General features: G+C 62.2%; 17 protein-coding genes. 11 read left to right on the forward strand and 6 right to left on the reverse strand.

The annotated features are described in order from the left end of the window. Nucleotides 1-32: 32 nt before the first annotated feature. Both ACKPCU_RS04975 and ACKPCU_RS04980 read left to right on the forward strand, forming a co-directional pair. Nucleotides 33-1,034, forward strand: coding sequence for an ABC transporter substrate-binding protein (locus ACKPCU_RS04975; RefSeq protein ID WP_104739388.1), 1,002 nt, complete (start codon nt 33-35; stop codon nt 1,032-1,034). A 58-nt stretch (nt 1,035-1,092) separates the two neighbouring features. Beyond that, nucleotides 1,093-2,442: an FAD-binding oxidoreductase gene (locus tag ACKPCU_RS04980; RefSeq protein ID WP_321350351.1), complete on the forward strand. Its 1,350-nt coding sequence runs from the start codon at nt 1,093-1,095 to the stop codon at nt 2,440-2,442. 1 nt (nt 2,443) lies between these two features. Here the strand turns inward: ACKPCU_RS04980 and ACKPCU_RS04985 are convergent, their stop codons facing one another. The 3 genes from ACKPCU_RS04985 to ACKPCU_RS04995 form a co-directional block, all read right to left on the reverse strand. Then, nucleotides 2,444-3,181 (reverse strand): 3'-5' exonuclease, encoded by a 738-nt coding sequence (locus ACKPCU_RS04985; RefSeq protein ID WP_321350353.1) that lies wholly within the window; start codon nt 3,179-3,181, stop codon nt 2,444-2,446. Next, on the reverse strand, nt 3,178-5,091 hold the full coding sequence (locus ACKPCU_RS04990; protein WP_104739391.1) for a DUF294 nucleotidyltransferase-like domain-containing protein: 1,914 nt from the start codon (nt 5,089-5,091) through the stop codon (nt 3,178-3,180). Before ACKPCU_RS04990 ends, ACKPCU_RS04985 begins: the two co-directional genes overlap by 4 nt. Before the next feature lie 64 nt (nt 5,092-5,155). Then, nucleotides 5,156-6,088, reverse strand: a complete 933-nt coding sequence (locus ACKPCU_RS04995) for a LysR family transcriptional regulator (protein WP_321350355.1) — start codon at nt 6,086-6,088, stop codon at nt 5,156-5,158. 86 nt (nt 6,089-6,174) lie between these two features. Between ACKPCU_RS04995 and ACKPCU_RS05000 the strand changes: the two genes are divergently transcribed. Genes ACKPCU_RS05000 through ACKPCU_RS05015 form a run of 4 tightly spaced genes read left to right on the forward strand, consistent with a single transcriptional unit; the run spans nt 6,175 to nt 8,554 of the window. Beyond that, nucleotides 6,175-6,630: a DoxX family protein gene (locus ACKPCU_RS05000; RefSeq protein ID WP_321350357.1), complete on the forward strand. Its 456-nt coding sequence runs from the start codon at nt 6,175-6,177 to the stop codon at nt 6,628-6,630. 25 nt (nt 6,631-6,655) lie between these two features. Next, a complete protein-coding gene (locus ACKPCU_RS05005) occupies nt 6,656-7,465 on the forward strand; it encodes a DODA-type extradiol aromatic ring-opening family dioxygenase (protein WP_321350359.1) in 810 nt (269 codons plus the stop codon). Between the two features lie 47 nt (nt 7,466-7,512). Then, nucleotides 7,513-8,274 (forward strand): SIR2 family NAD-dependent protein deacylase, encoded by a 762-nt coding sequence (locus ACKPCU_RS05010; RefSeq protein WP_321350361.1) that lies wholly within the window; start codon nt 7,513-7,515, stop codon nt 8,272-8,274. A 13-nt stretch (nt 8,275-8,287) separates the two neighbouring features. Beyond that, nucleotides 8,288-8,554: a DksA/TraR family C4-type zinc finger protein gene (locus ACKPCU_RS05015; RefSeq protein WP_321350363.1), complete on the forward strand. Its 267-nt coding sequence runs from the start codon at nt 8,288-8,290 to the stop codon at nt 8,552-8,554. Between the two features lie 42 nt (nt 8,555-8,596). Here ACKPCU_RS05015 and ACKPCU_RS05020 read toward each other — a convergent pair whose 3' ends face one another. Further along, a complete protein-coding gene (locus ACKPCU_RS05020) occupies nt 8,597-9,487 on the reverse strand; it encodes a cache domain-containing protein (protein ID WP_321350365.1) in 891 nt (296 codons plus the stop codon). Nucleotides 9,488-9,741: 254 nt separating this feature from the next. Beyond that, the gene (locus ACKPCU_RS05025; protein WP_321350367.1) at nt 9,742-10,536 is read right to left on the reverse strand and encodes an AraC family transcriptional regulator; all 795 of its coding nucleotides are present in this window, start codon (nt 10,534-10,536) and stop codon (nt 9,742-9,744) included. Between the two features lie 94 nt (nt 10,537-10,630). Between ACKPCU_RS05025 and ACKPCU_RS05030 the strand changes: the two genes are divergently transcribed. Then, nucleotides 10,631-11,617 (forward strand): bile acid:sodium symporter family protein, encoded by a 987-nt coding sequence (locus ACKPCU_RS05030; protein WP_321350368.1) that lies wholly within the window; start codon nt 10,631-10,633, stop codon nt 11,615-11,617. Between the two features lie 9 nt (nt 11,618-11,626). On the opposite strand, the gene ACKPCU_RS05035 is transcribed toward ACKPCU_RS05030, so the two are convergent. After that, complete coding sequence (locus tag ACKPCU_RS05035; protein ID WP_321350371.1) at nt 11,627-12,112, reverse strand: Lrp/AsnC family transcriptional regulator; 486 nt, start codon at nt 12,110-12,112, stop codon at nt 11,627-11,629. A gap of 141 nt (nt 12,113-12,253) precedes the next feature. Between ACKPCU_RS05035 and ACKPCU_RS05040 the strand changes: the two genes are divergently transcribed. From ACKPCU_RS05040 to ACKPCU_RS05055, 4 genes are all read left to right on the forward strand, one after another. Next, nucleotides 12,254-12,865, forward strand: coding sequence for a LysE family translocator (locus ACKPCU_RS05040; RefSeq protein ID WP_321350372.1), 612 nt, complete (start codon nt 12,254-12,256; stop codon nt 12,863-12,865). A gap of 128 nt (nt 12,866-12,993) precedes the next feature. Next, nucleotides 12,994-13,839: a glutathione-dependent disulfide-bond oxidoreductase gene (gene yghU / locus ACKPCU_RS05045; RefSeq protein ID WP_321350373.1), complete on the forward strand. Its 846-nt coding sequence runs from the start codon at nt 12,994-12,996 to the stop codon at nt 13,837-13,839. Between the two features lie 173 nt (nt 13,840-14,012). Next, nucleotides 14,013-14,918 (forward strand): GTP cyclohydrolase FolE2, encoded by a 906-nt coding sequence (gene folE2 / locus ACKPCU_RS05050; protein WP_321350375.1) that lies wholly within the window; start codon nt 14,013-14,015, stop codon nt 14,916-14,918. Continuing rightward, on the forward strand, nt 14,915-15,556 hold the full coding sequence (locus ACKPCU_RS05055; RefSeq protein WP_321350377.1) for a DUF1826 domain-containing protein: 642 nt from the start codon (nt 14,915-14,917) through the stop codon (nt 15,554-15,556). The genes folE2 and ACKPCU_RS05055 overlap by 4 nt, the downstream gene beginning before the upstream one ends. Nucleotides 15,557-15,601: the final 45 nt, after the last annotated feature.

Consider the following 15,601-nt stretch of genomic DNA (forward strand, 5'->3'; position numbering starts at 1 on the left):
GTTCATATCGTTCAAGCGACAGGAGATGAGTCATGCAAGCAGCAGCAAACACGCGGCACCGGGTAAAACGGATGGCATCACTGACAGCGCTGCTGGCCGCAGCTGGCTGTGCCAGTGTGCAGGCGGCGACGCCGTTTACCTTCATCACCAACTGGTATGCCCAGGCGGAGCACGGCGGCTTCTATCAAGCCCTGGCCGATGGCCTGTATGCGGAAAAGGGGCTGGATGTCACCATCCGCATGGGTGGTCCGCAGGTCAATTCGGCACAGTTGCTTGCGGCCGGCCAGGCCCAGTGCATCATCAAGGATGACATTGGTACTGTGATGGCGCGGCAACAAGGTATTCCGCTAACGATGGTCGGCAGCAGCTTTCAGTATGATCCGACCGTGATCATTACGCACAAGGATGTGAATTCGCTGGCCGAGCTGGAAGGTCGCAAGGTGCTGATCTCGTCCAGCGCGCATTCATCTTGGTGGCCGTGGGCCAAGCGGCAGTTCGGTTTCACCGACGCGATGAGCCGTCCCTACACCTTCAACGTGCAACCCTTCATCGCCGACAACTCGCTGGCGCAGCAGGGTTATATGAGTTCTGAGCCCTTTGCCCTGCAGCGCGAGGGTATCGAGTTCAACGTATTTTCGCTCGGTCAGCAGGGGTATCCGCCCTATGGCAACTCGATTGCCTGCAGCGACGAGCTGATCAAGCAGCATCCGGAGCAGGTGCAGGCGTTTCTGGACGCGTCGCGTGAGGGCTGGAAGCGTTATATCACCGACCCGGACGCAGGCAATGCACGGATCCAGCAAGAAAACACCGATATGAGCAGTGAGCAGTTGGCCTTTGCACTGGAGCGCCTGCGTAGCAGCGGCATGGTGGCTGGCGGTGATGCGGCAACGCAGGGCATCGGCGTGATCACTGACGCGCGCATGCAGGTGACCTGGAACATGCTGGTGGAAAACCAGTTGGTCGATACCGACATGGTTTCGCTGCAAGACGTCTATACCACCGAGTTCGTCAATCAGAACCCGGTCATGCCCTAACCCAGACAGCGCGCATGCGCACTCCGGTGCGCGCGGGTCCAACAGGACGGATAACGAAATGATTTCTACCGAAGCGCTGAACGCATTGCAGCAACAGCTCCCTGAGCTGGACTGGATCACCTCCAAGGTGCATATCAAGCGGTTGTCGCGAGACTTCTACTGGTTCAGCCCGATGCTGGTACCACAATTGGCGGACAAGTTGGCAGACCTAGTGGTCAAGCCTCGCAATGAGGCAGAGCTGGCGACGCTGGTAAGTCGTTGTGTCGAGTTCGGAATTCCCATGACGGTACGTGGTGGCGGCACCGGCAACTACGGGCAGGCGGTGCCGCTGGAAGGCGGGGTAGTGATCGACATGACTGCCTGCGCCGAATTGCAGTGGCTGGGCGATGGGCTGGTGCAGGTACAGGCCGGGATGAAAATTGCTGAGCTTGAACAGCGGGTTCGTGAGCGACGGTGGGAGCTGCGTTGTATGCCATCGACCTATCGGGCGGCGAGTATCGGTGGTCTGTTTGCCGGTGGCTTTGGTGGTATCGGCTCGATCAACTATGGGCCGATCTCGACCCCTGGCACGGTGCAGGCGATTCGTATCCTGACCATTGAAGCGACGCCGCGGGTGCTTGAGTTACGTGGCGATGAGCTGCTCACCTATCACCATACCTACGGCACCAACGGCATTTTGCTGGATCTGGAGTTGGCGCTGGCGCCGGCGCGGGATTGGGACGAGTACCTGTTCGACTTCACCAGCATCGAGGCGGCCTACGGTTTCTGTCGCACCCTGCTGGACGCGGCCGGTATCGAGAAGCGTGAGCTGTCGCTGTATGACAGCCAAGCTGCGTCCTACTTCCGCGATATTCCGTTCAGCCAGCCGGCCGGGCATTTTCTGGTGATGGCATTGGTGGCGCCGCACAGCCGCCAACCGCTGACACAGTTGCTGGCCGAGCACGGCGGTGCGCAGCTGTGGACGCAGACCTTTGCCGACGCGCAGGCGAGCGGATTGACGCTGATGGAGCACTGCTGGAATCACGCGACGCTGCAGGCGCTCAAGCACGATAAGGGCTTTACCAATCTGCAAACCAACTACGCGGCGGATCGGGTGCTGGAGCAATTGGCGGAGCTCAAGGCTGTGGTGGGTGACGAGGTGCTAACGCACCTGGAGTTCATCCGTCTGGGCAATTTGCAGCCGTTGATCACCGGGTTGCCGCTGGTGCGCTATAGCTCGGATGCGCGTCTGGATGAGGTCATGGCGCTACACGAATCGCTCGGCATCAAGATCAACAACAGCCATACCTTCATGCTCGAAGATGGCAAGCACGGCGGCTCATTGAGTCCGGCGATTCTCGCCAGCAAGGCGGCCAATGATCCGCACTCGTTGCTCAACCCTGGCAAGATCCGCTCGCTGCAGGGCTGATTCAGTACCAGAGTTCGCGTAGCGGCGTGTCAGGTTGATAGTGGGTCAGCACTTGCGCCTGCAGCAACTCGGCGGTGGCGACCGCATCGGTCAGTGCATGGTGGGCGTGGTAGTGCGGCAGGCCATAACGCTGGCGGCTGTCGGCCAGCCGGATCGACTCGATCTTGCGGCCGAACAGCCGCGCCAGCCAGCTGGGTTGAGCGCTGCCGCGGTGCATCCGGGCTTCGAGCTGCATGGTATCGATGACCGGGAAAAACAGCGGCTCACCGAGATACTGGCGTGCGGCGCGGTCAAGGAAGGCGCGCTCCAGCGCCCGGTAATGCACCACCATGACGCGGCCAGCCATGGCCTTGAGCAGCAGGTTCAGGGTGCTGGCCGGATCGGATGCCCGGCGGATATCCGAGTGAGTGATGCGATGGTAGGTAATCGATTCCTCACTCAATGGAATGTCTGGCTTGACCACCCGATAGAACGCCTCGCGGCAGCGGATACGTTGCAGGTTGAAGGGAATCAGACCGATGCTGACGATGGCATCGCGGCGGGCATCCAGGCCGGTTGTTTCGATATCCAGCGCTGCCAGCGGTACTTGTTCCAGCGGCGTATCGCCAGTGGGGCAGCCGGCACGGTAGTAGGCCTGCAAACCCGGTTGGCTGCTGCGTTCGGCCAGTCTAGCCAATTCGCTGGGCCAGTCAGGTGCGCTTGTTTCGATGCTGTTGCCGGCGGGGTTGAAACGAATCATAGGGTACGGGTTACCGGCAGGTGCGGGTAGCGGAAACGCAGGAACTTCTGGGCGTTGCTGAGAACCTGAAACGCTTCCTTGAGATTGTGCCGCTCCGCGGTCGGCACCTTTTCCGGCTCGATCTCGTTGTCCGGTTCGATGCCGTCTTCGATATCCAGCGCCTGATGGCGGATACGCACCAGCGAGAGAAATTCCAGTGCATAGCGCAGGCGCTCCAGCGATTCTGGCGGCATCAGCTTGGTGGCCGCGATGGCGTCGAGACGCTCAAACGAGTTCTGCGCCCGCGAGCCGCAGGCCAGCGCATGTACGCGGATCAGATCGGTCAGCGGCGCGGTACCTCGGCGCTTGAGGTTGATCACGTTCTTCTGGCGGCCGTCCTTTTCCATCACGAAGGTGCGGAAAATTCCGAGCGGAGGCGTACGGTTCAGTGCGTTGCGTGCCAGCGCTGCGAGGAACGGCTCGTTGCAGCTGGCGCGTTCGGCCAGCAGTTCCTGCAGCTCTTCCACCAGGGCCGACTCGCCATAGACCGAATCCAGATCGAAGAAGATGCAGCTGTTGAGCAATGATTCGGCTTTTGGCCGCTCGATCCAGTCGATGAAATACTTGCGCCAGACTGATAGCGGTTGCCGCCATTTCGGGTTGGTCGCCATGATGCCGCCCTTGCAGTAGCTGTAGCCGCAGGCGGCCAGGCCGTCGCTGACAAAGGTCGCGAGCTTGAGGAAATAGTCGTCGTGCAGGGCCGGGTCGAAGCTGTCATCAAGCACCAGGGCGTTGTCCTGATCGGTAACGGCCAGTTGTTCGTCGCGTGCCATCGAGCCCAGGGCCATGAAGGCGTAGGGCACCGGCGGCGGGCCGAGTTCGTCTTCGGCCAGCTCCAGCAGGCGCTGGCTGAAACCGCGACCAATCCCCGACATGGCACTGCCGATCATGTGTGCACTGGCCTCATCTCGGGCCATGCGGACGAAGGTGGCGCGCACATCCGGCAGCAGCGACTGCAGCTCCTCGACCGATTGCTTGTTATAGATGGCGCTGACCAGATAGAGGCTGCTCTGTGACTCGTACTTGATGATGTCGCTCAGGTTGATCAGGCCGATCGGACGGCGGCGCTTGACTACCGGTAGGTGGTGAATGTTGTTGCGCAGCATGCTGAGCATGGCCTCGAACACAGTGTCGTCACCTTGCACGGTAATCGGGTTGGGGGACATGACTTCACTGATCGGTGTGTCCAGTGCCAACCCTTCTGCCAGTACGCGGGTGCGGAAGTCGCGGTCAGTGATGATGCCGACCATCACCCCATGCTGGGCGTCGGCCACCGGCACCCGATCCGGATTCGGCCAGTGGCTGTGGGGGTCAACCACCACCAGCGACGAGACACTCTGGCTGGTCATGATCTGCGCGGCTTCCTGCACACTGGTGGTTAGCGGTGCGGTTACCGGCAGGCGGGAAATCAGTTTGCGCACCTTGATTTTCATCAGTTCGCTGGCGCGGCCGTTTTCGACTGCGGCCTTGAGCCGTGACTGACCCTCGGCCTCAACAAAGTCGGCAAAGTGCTCGTGCTGTTCACAGAGCTGATCGAACAATGTACCCGGGATGTAGTAGATCAACGTGTCTTCGATGGCGCGGGCGGGAAAACGTACCCGGTTGCGCCGCAGCAGGCCGAAGTGGCCGAATATGTCACCTTCGCCCAGCCGGTTGTAGAGATCGCCGCTGCGCCGAAAAATATCGACTGCGCCGCTGCGAATGTAGTGCAGCTCGTGGATTTCCTGATTGAACGTCAGGATGTCGGTGCCCGCTTTGAAGTAGGCAATGTCGACCTGCCGGGCGATGTCGTCCAGCAGCTCCTCGGGCAGTTCGTCGAACGGCGGGAAGCGACTCAGGTGGTCACGAATCTCGATCAGCTCAATCTGCATGTGGCGTCCGGTTTGGGTGTTGGGAGTCCAGCTCTTGCCAGTGTAATGGCTATGACGCCAGCGGTCAGGTCGGTTGCTGCAGGGTTGCCAATTCTTTGCGCAAAAACTCGCGGAACAGCCGGACTCGGGCGGGCGCCTGAGCGCCGCTGAGAGTGATTGCGTAAAGGGTGCCGGTTGCCACCTGCCAGTCGGCAAGAACCGGCACCAGTTCGCCGCGTGCCAGACTCTGGCGGGCAATCAGGTCCGGTAGCGGGCCGATACCGACACCGTTGCAGAGCAGTTGCTGGCCACTGGCGTAGTCGCTGGTGCGCATGACCGGCTTGAGGGTCAGGCTGGTTTCCTTTCCGCGGCCGTCATTGAGCGTCAGGGTGGCGGCGCCGACCATATCACGGCACGCGAGTAGCTGGTGATCGACCAGTTGGGCCGGCTGGCACGGCGGTTCGCGCCCGACCAGATAGTCCGGTGAGCAATACAGCACGATGCGAAAGTTCACCAGTGCCGAGGCGCGGTAGCTCATGTCCGGCAGGTTACCGGGCGTGGCGCGCAGTGCCAGATCAATACGGTGAGCGCTGAGGTCGAGAGGGGTGTCAGTCAGCAGCAGCTCGATGTCGATCTGTGGATGCTGCGCGCGGAACCGTGTCAGCAACGGCGGTAGGACGCCGACGCCCAGGTCCAGTGGCGCGGTCAGCCGCAGATGGCCAGCTGGCACGTCCTGCGCGGCGCGGGCGCTGGCACTGGCGTCGGCCAGCAAGGTCAGGGCGTCGCGGGCTTTCAGATAGAACGCAGTGCCTTCCTCGGTCGCCGATACCGAACGCGGCGTGCGCGCCAGCAGGGCAACGCCCAGCCGTTGCTCCAGCCGCGACAGGCGACGACTGATGCTGCCCTTGGTTTCACCGCGCTTGCGGGCGGCGGCCGAGAGTGTGCCGAACTCGATGACGGCGCAGAAGGCGTAAAGGTCTTCCAGTGAGCCGCTCAGGGTTTCCGATTCGTTAACCATGGGTTCCTTATTTGCAGTCTTATGTAAATTTGGAAACCAACATACTCTGCTCTCCATCAACTCAACGCAACGTCTGGAGACGCATCATGAGCAACCAAAACACTGTTACCCCTGGCCTTGCCATCTTCGAGCGTCTGGCCCCGCTGGGCTATCCGCTGATTCGTATTACCGCTGGCCTGATGCTGATGCCGCACGGCGCGCAGAAACTGTTTGGCTGGTTTGGCGGCTACGGTCTGGAAGCAACCGGCCAGTTCTTTGAAGGTTCGCTGGGCATGTCCCCCGGGATCCTGTTTGCGCTGCTGGCCGGTCTGGTCGAGTTCTTTGGTGGTTTGGCACTGGTTCTTGGCCTGCTGACCCGTCCGGCGGCGCTGGCGGTCACCTTCATGCTCGGCGTAGCGCTGACTGTGCACACGGCCAATGGCTTCTTCTGGACCAATGGCGGCGTCGAATACCCGCTGCTGTGGGCGCTGACTGGCTTCGGTATCTTTCTGCGCGGTGGTGATCGCTTCTCGCTGGATGCCCGCTTGGGTCTGCGTATCTGATCATTGACTGAATGGAGGACGAATAATGTCTGCTAATCGACTGCCGACGGTCTTTCTTCCCCATGGCGCCGGCCCCTGCTTCTTCATGGAGTGGGAGCCGGCCGACACCTGGCAGGGTATGGAGGGCTGGTTGCGCAATCTGCTGCCGAACCTGAATGTGGCCCCCCGCGCCCTGCTGGTGATCTCCGCCCATTGGGAAGAACCGGTATTTACCCTGAATACCCAGGCCGTGCCCGGCCTGTTGTTTGACTACTACGGCTTTCCGCCGTACACCTACCAGTTGACGTGGCCCGCGCCGGGCGCGCCGGAGCTGGCTGGCGAGGTTGCTGAACTGCTGGGCAAAGCGGGTTTTGATACCGCGTTCAACCACCATCGCGGGTTTGATCATGGGGTCTTTATCCCGCTCAAGCTGGTGCGGCCCGAGGCGGACATTCCGGTGTTGCAGTTGTCACTGCGGGCCGATATGGATCCGCAGGCCCATCTGGAGTTGGGCCGCGTGCTGGCGCCGCTGCGTGAGCAGGGCGTACTGATCATCGGCAGCGGCATGAGCTTTCACAATATCCCGCTGATGCGCGCCAACCTGGCGACGCCGGCGCCGGCCATCGGCGCCTTTGATCGCTGGTTGCAGAAAGCAATTGTGCTGCCGCAGGCCGAGCGCGATGCGGCGCTGGCTGACTGGCAGCAGGTGCCGGGCGCATTGCTGGCGCATCCCGATGCCGAGCATCTGCTGCCGCTGCATGTGGTGGCAGGCGCTGCTGCTGACAGCCCCGGTCGCACTGACTTTCATCAGGTTGCGATGGGCGTACCGCTGGCCGGCTTTGTATTTGCCGACTGAGCCGGCCCTGATGCACGATGAGGGAAACGGGTTGTGGAGGCGCGGTAATGGCGTTTGATCAGGGCTTGCTGGCGCGGGTGCGTGATGCGCAGCATGTGGTGGTGTTCACCGGTGCCGGAGTATCAGCGGAGAGTGGAATCGCCACCTTCCGCGATGCGCTGAGCGGGCTCTGGTCGCGGTTTGATCCCATGCGCTTGGCCACGCCCGAGGCCTTCGAGGATGACCCGGAGCTGGTCTGGGGCTGGTACGAGTGGCGGCGCATGCAGGTGCTGAGCACCCAGCCCAACCCGGGCCATCTGGCGATTGCCGAGCTGGCAAAGCGGGTGCCGAAGCTGACGCTGGTCACCCAAAATGTGGACGACCTGCACGAGCGCGCCGGCAGTACCGAGGTACTCCATCTGCACGGCAGCCTGCATCAACCGCGGTGCAGCCAGTGCGCGGCGCCATTCAGCATGCCGCCCGAACCACCGGTAGAACCTGCCGAAGGGCGGCGTCTTGCGCCGCCGTGTTGCGAGCGCTGCGGCGGCGAAGTGCGGCCAGGCGTCGTCTGGTTTGGCGAGAGCCTGCCGGTCGATGCGCTGGAGGCCGCGTTTGCAGCCGCTGCCGAGTGTGATCTGCTGCTCTCGGTTGGCACCTCCGGCGTGGTCTATCCCGCGGCACAGGTCCCTGAGGTCGCCTTGCGTGCCGGGGCGGCGGTGGTCCACGTCAACCCGCAGCCGCAGGCGTTGGGTGGTCGGCATGAATGGCTGTTGGCTGGCGCGGCAGGCGAAGTGCTGCCATCGTTGTTGCAAGCGGCTTTCGACGAGTAAAGCGGGAGGCATCATGGCCAGTGGTTGGGCTCAGGACGGAGCGGTACAGGAGCAGATCGACGCAACACTCGACTCCGCTGTCGAGCGGGCCCGGCAGGATTTGCCCAAGGGCGAAAGCCTGAGTCACTGTGAACACTGTGGGGAGCCGATTGCCGAGCGTCGTCATCAGGCGTTGCCGGGTGTGCGCCTGTGTTTGGCCTGCCAGGCAGAGCAGGAGAAAGACGCCCGGTTTGACTCCGGCTATAACCGCAGCGCCAGTAAGGACAGTCAGCTGCGCTAGCGGCAAGCAGGCTGATGGCGGACGCCACCAGCCTGTTCAGGCTTACTCGGTTACCGGCTCTTGGTAGTAACCCACCGCAACCAGATAGTTGCCGACCTTGCGAATCAGGGTCTTCTTCTCTTCCGGCCGCTCGGTTACCGGGTTGGGCCAGGTGTAGGTGACGCTGTCTTCACCGGCCTCTACCGCATCCAGAATCTGTTGACCGACGCGCAGGCCATCGCGGTTTTTCAGATCCGGGAAATGAATGTTGAGCAAACGCCGGCTGTAGCCGTGCGCGACCATGCTCATGCTATCCATATCCACCACGAATACATACAGGTCGTCCCGGTTGAACTCGGGGTCCAGTCGGTTGATTCGGGCGATGGTAGCCTCTGCATCGTCTTCGATCGCGGCAGCCGCGTCATCCAGCAGTGCCTTCGCCGCGGTTTCGCTGGAGCGTGGCAGGTAGTAACCGACGGCGAAGGTCTTGCCGTCGACCTTCTGATAGAACACGTGCTTGCGTTCCACCTTGCCGTCGTTCCAGTTCATCCAGCGGTATTCGGCGCTCGAAACCGTGTCTGATTCCGGCGCCTGCAGAGCCGAGTTGAAGGCTTCCTTCAGTTCCGGGTCCAGCAGCGGCGTAATATCACGACCGATCAGCGCTGCCGACGGGCCGCCACTGGCCAGCATGTAACCGTTCTCGTCGACGACGTAGACGTACTGGTCGCCATCAACGAATTCCCCTTGGCGGCTGAAGCGGGCAAAGGCCGCATTGCCTTCCTCGCGGTAGGCGTTAACTGCTTTGTGCAGCAGCTGGGCGGCGCTGGCAGCCTGTTGCTCATAACCGGGCTCAGCGGTGGGCTGTGGCGGGGTGGGTGATGTGGCGTGTCCGGTATTGGCGAACAGCGCTGCCATGGTCAGAGCAGCAATCATGACCGGATTCTTGAAGTTCATAAGCATTCCTCTGCGGGATGTTGTTTTCGCTTGGACGTGGTCGTCCCTCCTTAGCTTAGGAGGATACTGGCTGCTGTCTAGCGTGTTGGTATTGTCCGGGATCAACGCGGTGCCAATGGACTGGGACAGATCTTACGCTGATTCCCGGTGGCGCGCTCTAAACGGGCCGTTGGCGGCGCAGGATTCGCGCTCAGTGAGCGCGGTATTCAGGACGCTGATAGTCTTAATCAGGTTGGCAGCGCCCGCCCTGATCCTTACTGACGGCTGGCAAACTGGCTGGGTGTCATGCCGATCTGCGTGCGAAAGGCGGCGATAAAGGCTGAGGTGGAGTCGTAGCCACAGGCCAGTGCAATGTCGGTCACCCGCTCACCGCGTTCCAGCATCGGCAAGGCGCTGAGCAGTCTCAGGCGCTGGCGCCAGGCCCGGAAACTCAGGCCGGTATTGCGCTGGAAGAGGCGGGTCAGGGTCTTCTCGGAACAGCCGAGTTGTCCGCTCCAGTCGCCCAGCGTCAGGTTCAGCTCCGGATTATCGAACAGTGCCTGACAGACCTGCTGCAGCCGCGCATCGTTCGACCAGGGCAGATACAGGCCGGTATCGCGGGCGGCGGTCAACTGGTCGAGCAATACCGCGACCAGTCGCCCGTCGGCACCACTCTCGTCGTACTCGACCGGAATGCGACCGAACTGGTTGATCAGCTCGCGGGTCAGCGGGTTGATCTCCAGCACCGCGCATTGACCTGCCTGCCACGGCATGGCGTCGCGCTCGATGTAGAGGCTGCGCATCTCAGTGTCGGGCGAGCTGATGACTGCGTGGGGCAGATCGGGCGGCACCAGAATTGCCCGCTGGGGCGGGGCGAGAAAGCGACCGTTGCGGGTGTGCACCGACAGCACGCCGGAAATAGCGTAGGACAGCTGCGCCCATGGATGGCTGTGCCAGTGGGTCGTGGTGCTGCGGGCAAGCGACTCGCTACGCGCATACAGCGGACGCGGCAGGCCGGGCAGATCAGGTACCGCACGCAGATTCAGGTGCTTTTGTCCGTTTATCGACATTGTGCTTTCCAATCGCGTTAGTCGGTCGAAGGTTAAGACATTAGACTGCTGCCTTGCGCGTCGCAACATTGATAACGACAAACGAGATACCGCCATGGCAAGACCACGCTTTCTACCCGACAACATGACCCTCTGCCTGATTGCGGTGGTGATTGCCGCCAGTCTGTTCCCGGTGCAGGGGCAGGCCGCCGTGGCCTTTGATGGACTGACCAACGCGGCCATCGCGCTGCTGTTCTTTATGCACGGCGCCAAGCTGTCGCGCGAGGCGATTATTTCCGGTATGACCCACTGGCGCCTGCATCTGCTGGTATTTTCCTGCACCTTCATCCTGTTTCCGCTGCTCGGCCTGCTGCTCAAGCCGGCGCTGGTGCCGCTGGTCGGTGATGACTTGTACCTGGGTATCCTGTTCCTCTGCGCGCTGCCGGCGACCGTGCAGTCGGCGATTGCCTTTACCTCGATTGCCCGCGGCAACGTCGCCGCGGCGGTCTGCAGTGCGGCAACGTCTAGCCTGCTGGGTATCTTCGTGACTCCGTTGCTGGTGCTGCTGCTGATGGGCACGCAGGCCGGTGACTCCAACACCCTGGACGCCATCGGCAAGATTGTGGTGCAACTGCTGCTGCCGTTTATTGCCGGCCAGGTCGCCCGTCGCTGGATCGGTGACTGGGTTGCGCGCAACAAGGGCTGGCTCAAGAGCGTGGATCAGGGCTCCATTCTGCTGGTGGTGTTTGGCGCCTTCAGCCACGCGGTGGTTGAGGGTATCTGGCAGCAGGTACCGCTGCACGACCTGCTGGGGCTGGTGGTCGCCTGTTGCCTGCTGCTGGCGCTGGTGCTGGGACTCACAGCCTGGCTGGGTCGCCGGCTGGGTTTCAACATCGAAGATCGGATCACCATCATCTTCGCCGGCTCCAAAAAGAGCCTGGCGACTGGCGTGCCGATGGCGCAGGTGCTGTTTGCCGGCGGCGCGCTGGGTACGCTGATCCTGCCGCTGATGCTGTTCCACCAGATTCAGTTGATGGTCTGTGCGGTGCTGGCAGAGCGTTACGGCCGCCGCGAGGAGACTGGCATCGAAGACGTCGCCTGAGCGCGAGGGTCAGTTCAGGCTGCCCTGCGGCAGATGATCGAGCGGCAGCGCCGTCTGGGACTTGACGGTCGAGATGGCGAAGTTGCTGCGGATGTCGCTGACCCCGGGTAGCTTGAGCAGGGTGCTGAACAGGAAGCCTTCATAGGATGCCAGGTCCGGCAGTACCACCTGCAGCAGAAAGTCGGACTCGCCTGACACCACGTGGCAGGAAATGACCTCCGGCAGATCAATGACCGCCGCCCGGAAGGCGTTGGCCGACGCGTCATGGTGTCGCTCAACCTTGACCCCGACAAACACGGTCAGCCCCAGGCCGCTTTTGCTTCGATCCAGCTCGGCGTGGTAACCGCGAATCACGCCGGCATCTTCCAACAGGCGCACGCGCCGCAGGCACGGGGAGGGCGACAGTCCGACCTCTTCGGCCAGCTGCACGTTGCTCAGTCGGGCGTTGCGCTGCAGGGCTGCGAGGATACGTCTGTCCAGGTTATCCAGCTGCATTGGCATATTCCCTATTTAATAGTCTATTTTCTGGCATTTTATGCCATAAAAAGGCGTTGCGCGGCATAAACTCGCAATGACCTGCAGGTGCCAACAGCCCTACCATTGTGTCGAGCAATGAGATGGCCGGAGCGCCCTGAAATGACGGACCTGTGGATCTTTGTTGGAGCGTTGGCGGTGGCCTATCTGGTACCGGGGCCCGACATGCTGCTGTTGTTGCAGACCGCAGCGAGCCACTCGCGGCTGCAGAGTGCTGCAACCATTGCTGGCCTTGCACTGGCTCGGGCGGCCCACGTCGCGCTGGCCGGGCTGGGGCTGGCGGCACTGCTGCAGGCGGCGCCCTGGGCCTTCAACGCGGTACGGCTGTTTGGCGCCGGGTATCTGATCTGGCTTGGTATCTCGATCTGGAGGGCGTCATCGCTGGTACCAGAGGACGCTTGCGCCAAGCGTTCGCGGACCGCGCTCGCGGCGTTCCGGCGCGGGTTGCTGACCAACATCAGCAACCCCAAGGCGCTGCTGTTCTGTTCGGTGCTGCTGCCACAGTTCATTCACCCGCAGACCGGTAGCGTCGCGCTGCAGTTCACGCTACTGGGGCTGATTGTGCTGCTGGTCGGCGTGTGCTTTGACCTGCTTTACGTCTCCGGCGGCAAGCTGATGGGTGGCATGTTGCGCGAGCGGCCGCGCCTGCAACAGCTGCAGCGCTGGGCATTTGGTGCGCTGCTGGTGGGTTTTGGTGCCCGGCTGATGTTCTAGGTGGTGGAATGCGGCGGCAGTTCCGGGCATCGCTGCGCGAGAATTCGGCATTGACCTGGTGTGCCTGGCTCGACATGCTCTGTCGACTACCCTTTGCTGTCTGGTTTCAGAACACAGGAAGACATCGCATGAGTGACAACAGCTATACACCGCCCAAGGTCTGGATCTGGGATAGCGAGAGCGGCGGCAAGTTTGCCAGCATCAATCGCCCGATTGCCGGACCAACCCACGAGAAGACGCTGCCGGTCGGCAAGCACCCGTTCCAGCTGTATTCGCTGGCCACGCCCAACGGCGTCAAGGCGACCATCATGTTCGAAGAGCTGCTGGCGCTGGGCCATGCGGATGCCGAATACGATGCCTGGCTGATTCGCATCAACGAAGGCGATCAGTTCGGCAGTGATTTTGTTGCCATCAACCCCAACTCGAAGATTCCGGCTTTGCTGGATCACGGCACCAACCCGCCGACCCGGGTGTTCGAGTCCGGCTCCATCCTGCTGTATCTGGCCGAAAAGTTTGGCGCGCTGCTGCCAACGGATCACGGCAAGCGCACCGAAGCAATGAACTGGCTGTTCTGGCAGATGGGTTCGGCGCCGTATCTGGGTGGCGGCTTTGGTCACTTCTACGCCTACGCGCCCGAGAAGTTCGAATACCCGATCAATCGCTTCAGCATGGAAGTCAAACGCCAGCTGGACGTGCTCAATCGCCATCTGGCCGACAACCGTTACATGGCTGGCGACGAGTACAGCATCGCCGATATCGCGATCTACCCGTGGTACGGCCTGCTGGTGGAAGGCAGCTTGTATGAGGCCGCGGAGTTTCTGTCGGTACACGAATACGAACACGTGCGCCGCTGGGCCGCCGAGATTGCCGAACGGCCAGCTGTGCAGCGTGGCCGTCGGGTCAACCGCGTGTGGGGCGACGAAGCCCTGCAGGTGGCCGAACGGCACGACGCCAGCGATATCAGCGACGTCTGATCCCGCGCCCGGTGGGGCACACACCAGCGTTGGCATCCGAAGCCCGGCATCACCCGGGCTTCTTTTTGCCTGCGCGCGGGTTTTGCACGGATTGTTAGGCGCATGCATTTGTTATAACGTAACAATAATGCGTTCTTAACATCCTTTTATGTGCCTGCTGATGGAATCCGCCGATGACTGCCGCGCTGCCCGATGTTTCCCTGAGTGACCTGTCTGCTGACCCTGCCGCGCTGGATTGGGTTGGTATGCAGGGGATTGATCTGCCGATTACCCTGAATGAGACCGGCCAGCGGCAGACGGTTCATGCCCGTGCCGATCTGCAGGTGGACTTGCCGCGGCCCGAGGTCAAGGGTATCCACATGTCGCGCCTCTACACCTTGCTGGACCGGTTGGGTCAGGATCGGGCGCTGGCGCCGACCGTGCTGCAGGCGCTGTTGCAGGCAATGGTGGAGAGCCATGCCGATTGCGGCAGTCGCAATGCGCGGCTGGTACTGCAGTTCAGTCTGCTGTGTCGGCGACCGGCGCTGGTTACGCCGCAGCTGTCGGGCTGGAAAGCCTACCCGGTGAGGCTGGAGGCGACGCTGGTTGAGGGCTGTTTCAGAATGCGTGTCGAGCTGACGGTCAGCTATTCCTCGACCTGTCCGTGCTCGGCTGCGCTCAGCCGGCAGCTGCTGGTCAGCGCTTTTGATAAAGCTTTTGCCGGTAGGCAGCAGCTCGAACCGGTGGCGGTAAGCCAATGGCTTGGGCTCAACGGGAGTCTGGCGACGCCGCACAGCCAGCGCAGCGAAGCCAAGGTTGCCGTGGACCTGCAGGCAGCAGAGGAGAGCCTGGGCCTGCTGGCGCTGATCGATCAGATTGAGCAGGCGCTGGCGACCCCGGTACAGACTGCGGTCAAGCGCGCCGACGAGCAGGCCTTTGCCGCGCTTAATGGGGCCAATCTGATGTTCGTCGAGGACGCCGCTCGGCGGTTGGGAGCGGCTTTGAGTGCTGCCGGTGCACAGCATGCCGCGGTCCATGTTCGGCATATCGAAAGCCTGCATCCGCATGACGCGGTCGCGTCGGTAGGAGCGCACCCATGAATGCCGCACTGATGACAGAGCCCGCGCACTGGGCGATGGGACGTGATCTCGGAGCACTGGCAGCGATCTTTGAGGAAGCGGTCAGTCTTGCGGTCATGCAGCGAAGCCTTGGGCCGGCGCTGCGCAGCAGTGTGCTGGCGCAAGGCGGTAGTGGTGGCTGGCAGGCGGCCTGGCTAGGTATTCCCGGTGAGACGCTGGCCAGTGAGCTGGCTGCGCAGTTGCCGGCGCCAGGCCAGGCAGGGCCACTGGTTGCGGATGTGCAACTGCTGGCAGAAGCGACGGCCTGCCTGTTTGGTGTCGAACGGGTGGCGGTGCGCTTGCGCATGCTGGAGAAGGCGATGTGTCCGCGCTTTCACTGCGACAACCTGCCGGTGCGACTGGTGACCACCTACCTTGGCCCCGGCAGCGAGTGGTTGCCGGATTCGGCGGTTGAGCGTCGCGGTCTCGGGGTGCCGGATCTGGGCAAACCTGATCCTGTACGCGAGCCTGGCGCTATCCGCCAGTTGGGCTGTGGGGATGTGGCGCTGCTCAAGGGCAGCGGTTGGGTGGGCAACGAAGAGCGCGGTATTGTGCACCGCAGTCCGGCCCTGAAGGACGGTCAGCAACGTCTGTTGCTGACCCTTGATCCCTGCTTTTGAGCGACTGAGGACGCCGTTCTGCGCGCGGTTTGGGCCGGGCGCAGA

It is taken from the genome of Halopseudomonas oceani (assembly GCF_963677335.1).
Lineage (GTDB): Bacteria > Pseudomonadota > Gammaproteobacteria > Pseudomonadales > Pseudomonadaceae > Halopseudomonas > Halopseudomonas oceani.

Coding starts and splice junctions, on each gene's coding strand:
- yghU (WP_321350373.1), top strand. CDS start 12,994: ATGAGTGACAACAGCTATACACCGCCCAAGGTCTGGATCTGGGATAGC.
- ACKPCU_RS05005 (WP_321350359.1), top strand. CDS start 6,656: ATGTCTGCTAATCGACTGCCGACGGTCTTTCTTCCCCATGGCGCCGGC.
- ACKPCU_RS05010 (WP_321350361.1), top strand. CDS start 7,513: ATGGCGTTTGATCAGGGCTTGCTGGCGCGGGTGCGTGATGCGCAGCAT.
- ACKPCU_RS05035 (WP_321350371.1), bottom strand. CDS start 12,112: ATGCAGCTGGATAACCTGGACAGACGTATCCTCGCAGCCCTGCAGCGC.
- ACKPCU_RS05020 (WP_321350365.1), bottom strand. CDS start 9,487: ATGAACTTCAAGAATCCGGTCATGATTGCTGCTCTGACCATGGCAGCG.
- ACKPCU_RS04985 (WP_321350353.1), bottom strand. CDS start 3,181: ATGATTCGTTTCAACCCCGCCGGCAACAGCATCGAAACAAGCGCACCT.
- ACKPCU_RS05000 (WP_321350357.1), top strand. CDS start 6,175: ATGAGCAACCAAAACACTGTTACCCCTGGCCTTGCCATCTTCGAGCGT.
- folE2 (WP_321350375.1), top strand. CDS start 14,013: ATGACTGCCGCGCTGCCCGATGTTTCCCTGAGTGACCTGTCTGCTGAC.
- ACKPCU_RS05025 (WP_321350367.1), bottom strand. CDS start 10,536: ATGTCGATAAACGGACAAAAGCACCTGAATCTGCGTGCGGTACCTGAT.
- ACKPCU_RS04995 (WP_321350355.1), bottom strand. CDS start 6,088: ATGGTTAACGAATCGGAAACCCTGAGCGGCTCACTGGAAGACCTTTAC.
- ACKPCU_RS04990 (WP_104739391.1), bottom strand. CDS start 5,091: ATGCAGATTGAGCTGATCGAGATTCGTGACCACCTGAGTCGCTTCCCG.
- ACKPCU_RS05055 (WP_321350377.1), top strand. CDS start 14,915: ATGAATGCCGCACTGATGACAGAGCCCGCGCACTGGGCGATGGGACGT.
- ACKPCU_RS05040 (WP_321350372.1), top strand. CDS start 12,254: ATGACGGACCTGTGGATCTTTGTTGGAGCGTTGGCGGTGGCCTATCTG.
- ACKPCU_RS04975 (WP_104739388.1), top strand. CDS start 33: ATGCAAGCAGCAGCAAACACGCGGCACCGGGTAAAACGGATGGCATCA.
- ACKPCU_RS05015 (WP_321350363.1), top strand. CDS start 8,288: ATGGCCAGTGGTTGGGCTCAGGACGGAGCGGTACAGGAGCAGATCGAC.
- ACKPCU_RS05030 (WP_321350368.1), top strand. CDS start 10,631: ATGGCAAGACCACGCTTTCTACCCGACAACATGACCCTCTGCCTGATT.
- ACKPCU_RS04980 (WP_321350351.1), top strand. CDS start 1,093: ATGATTTCTACCGAAGCGCTGAACGCATTGCAGCAACAGCTCCCTGAG.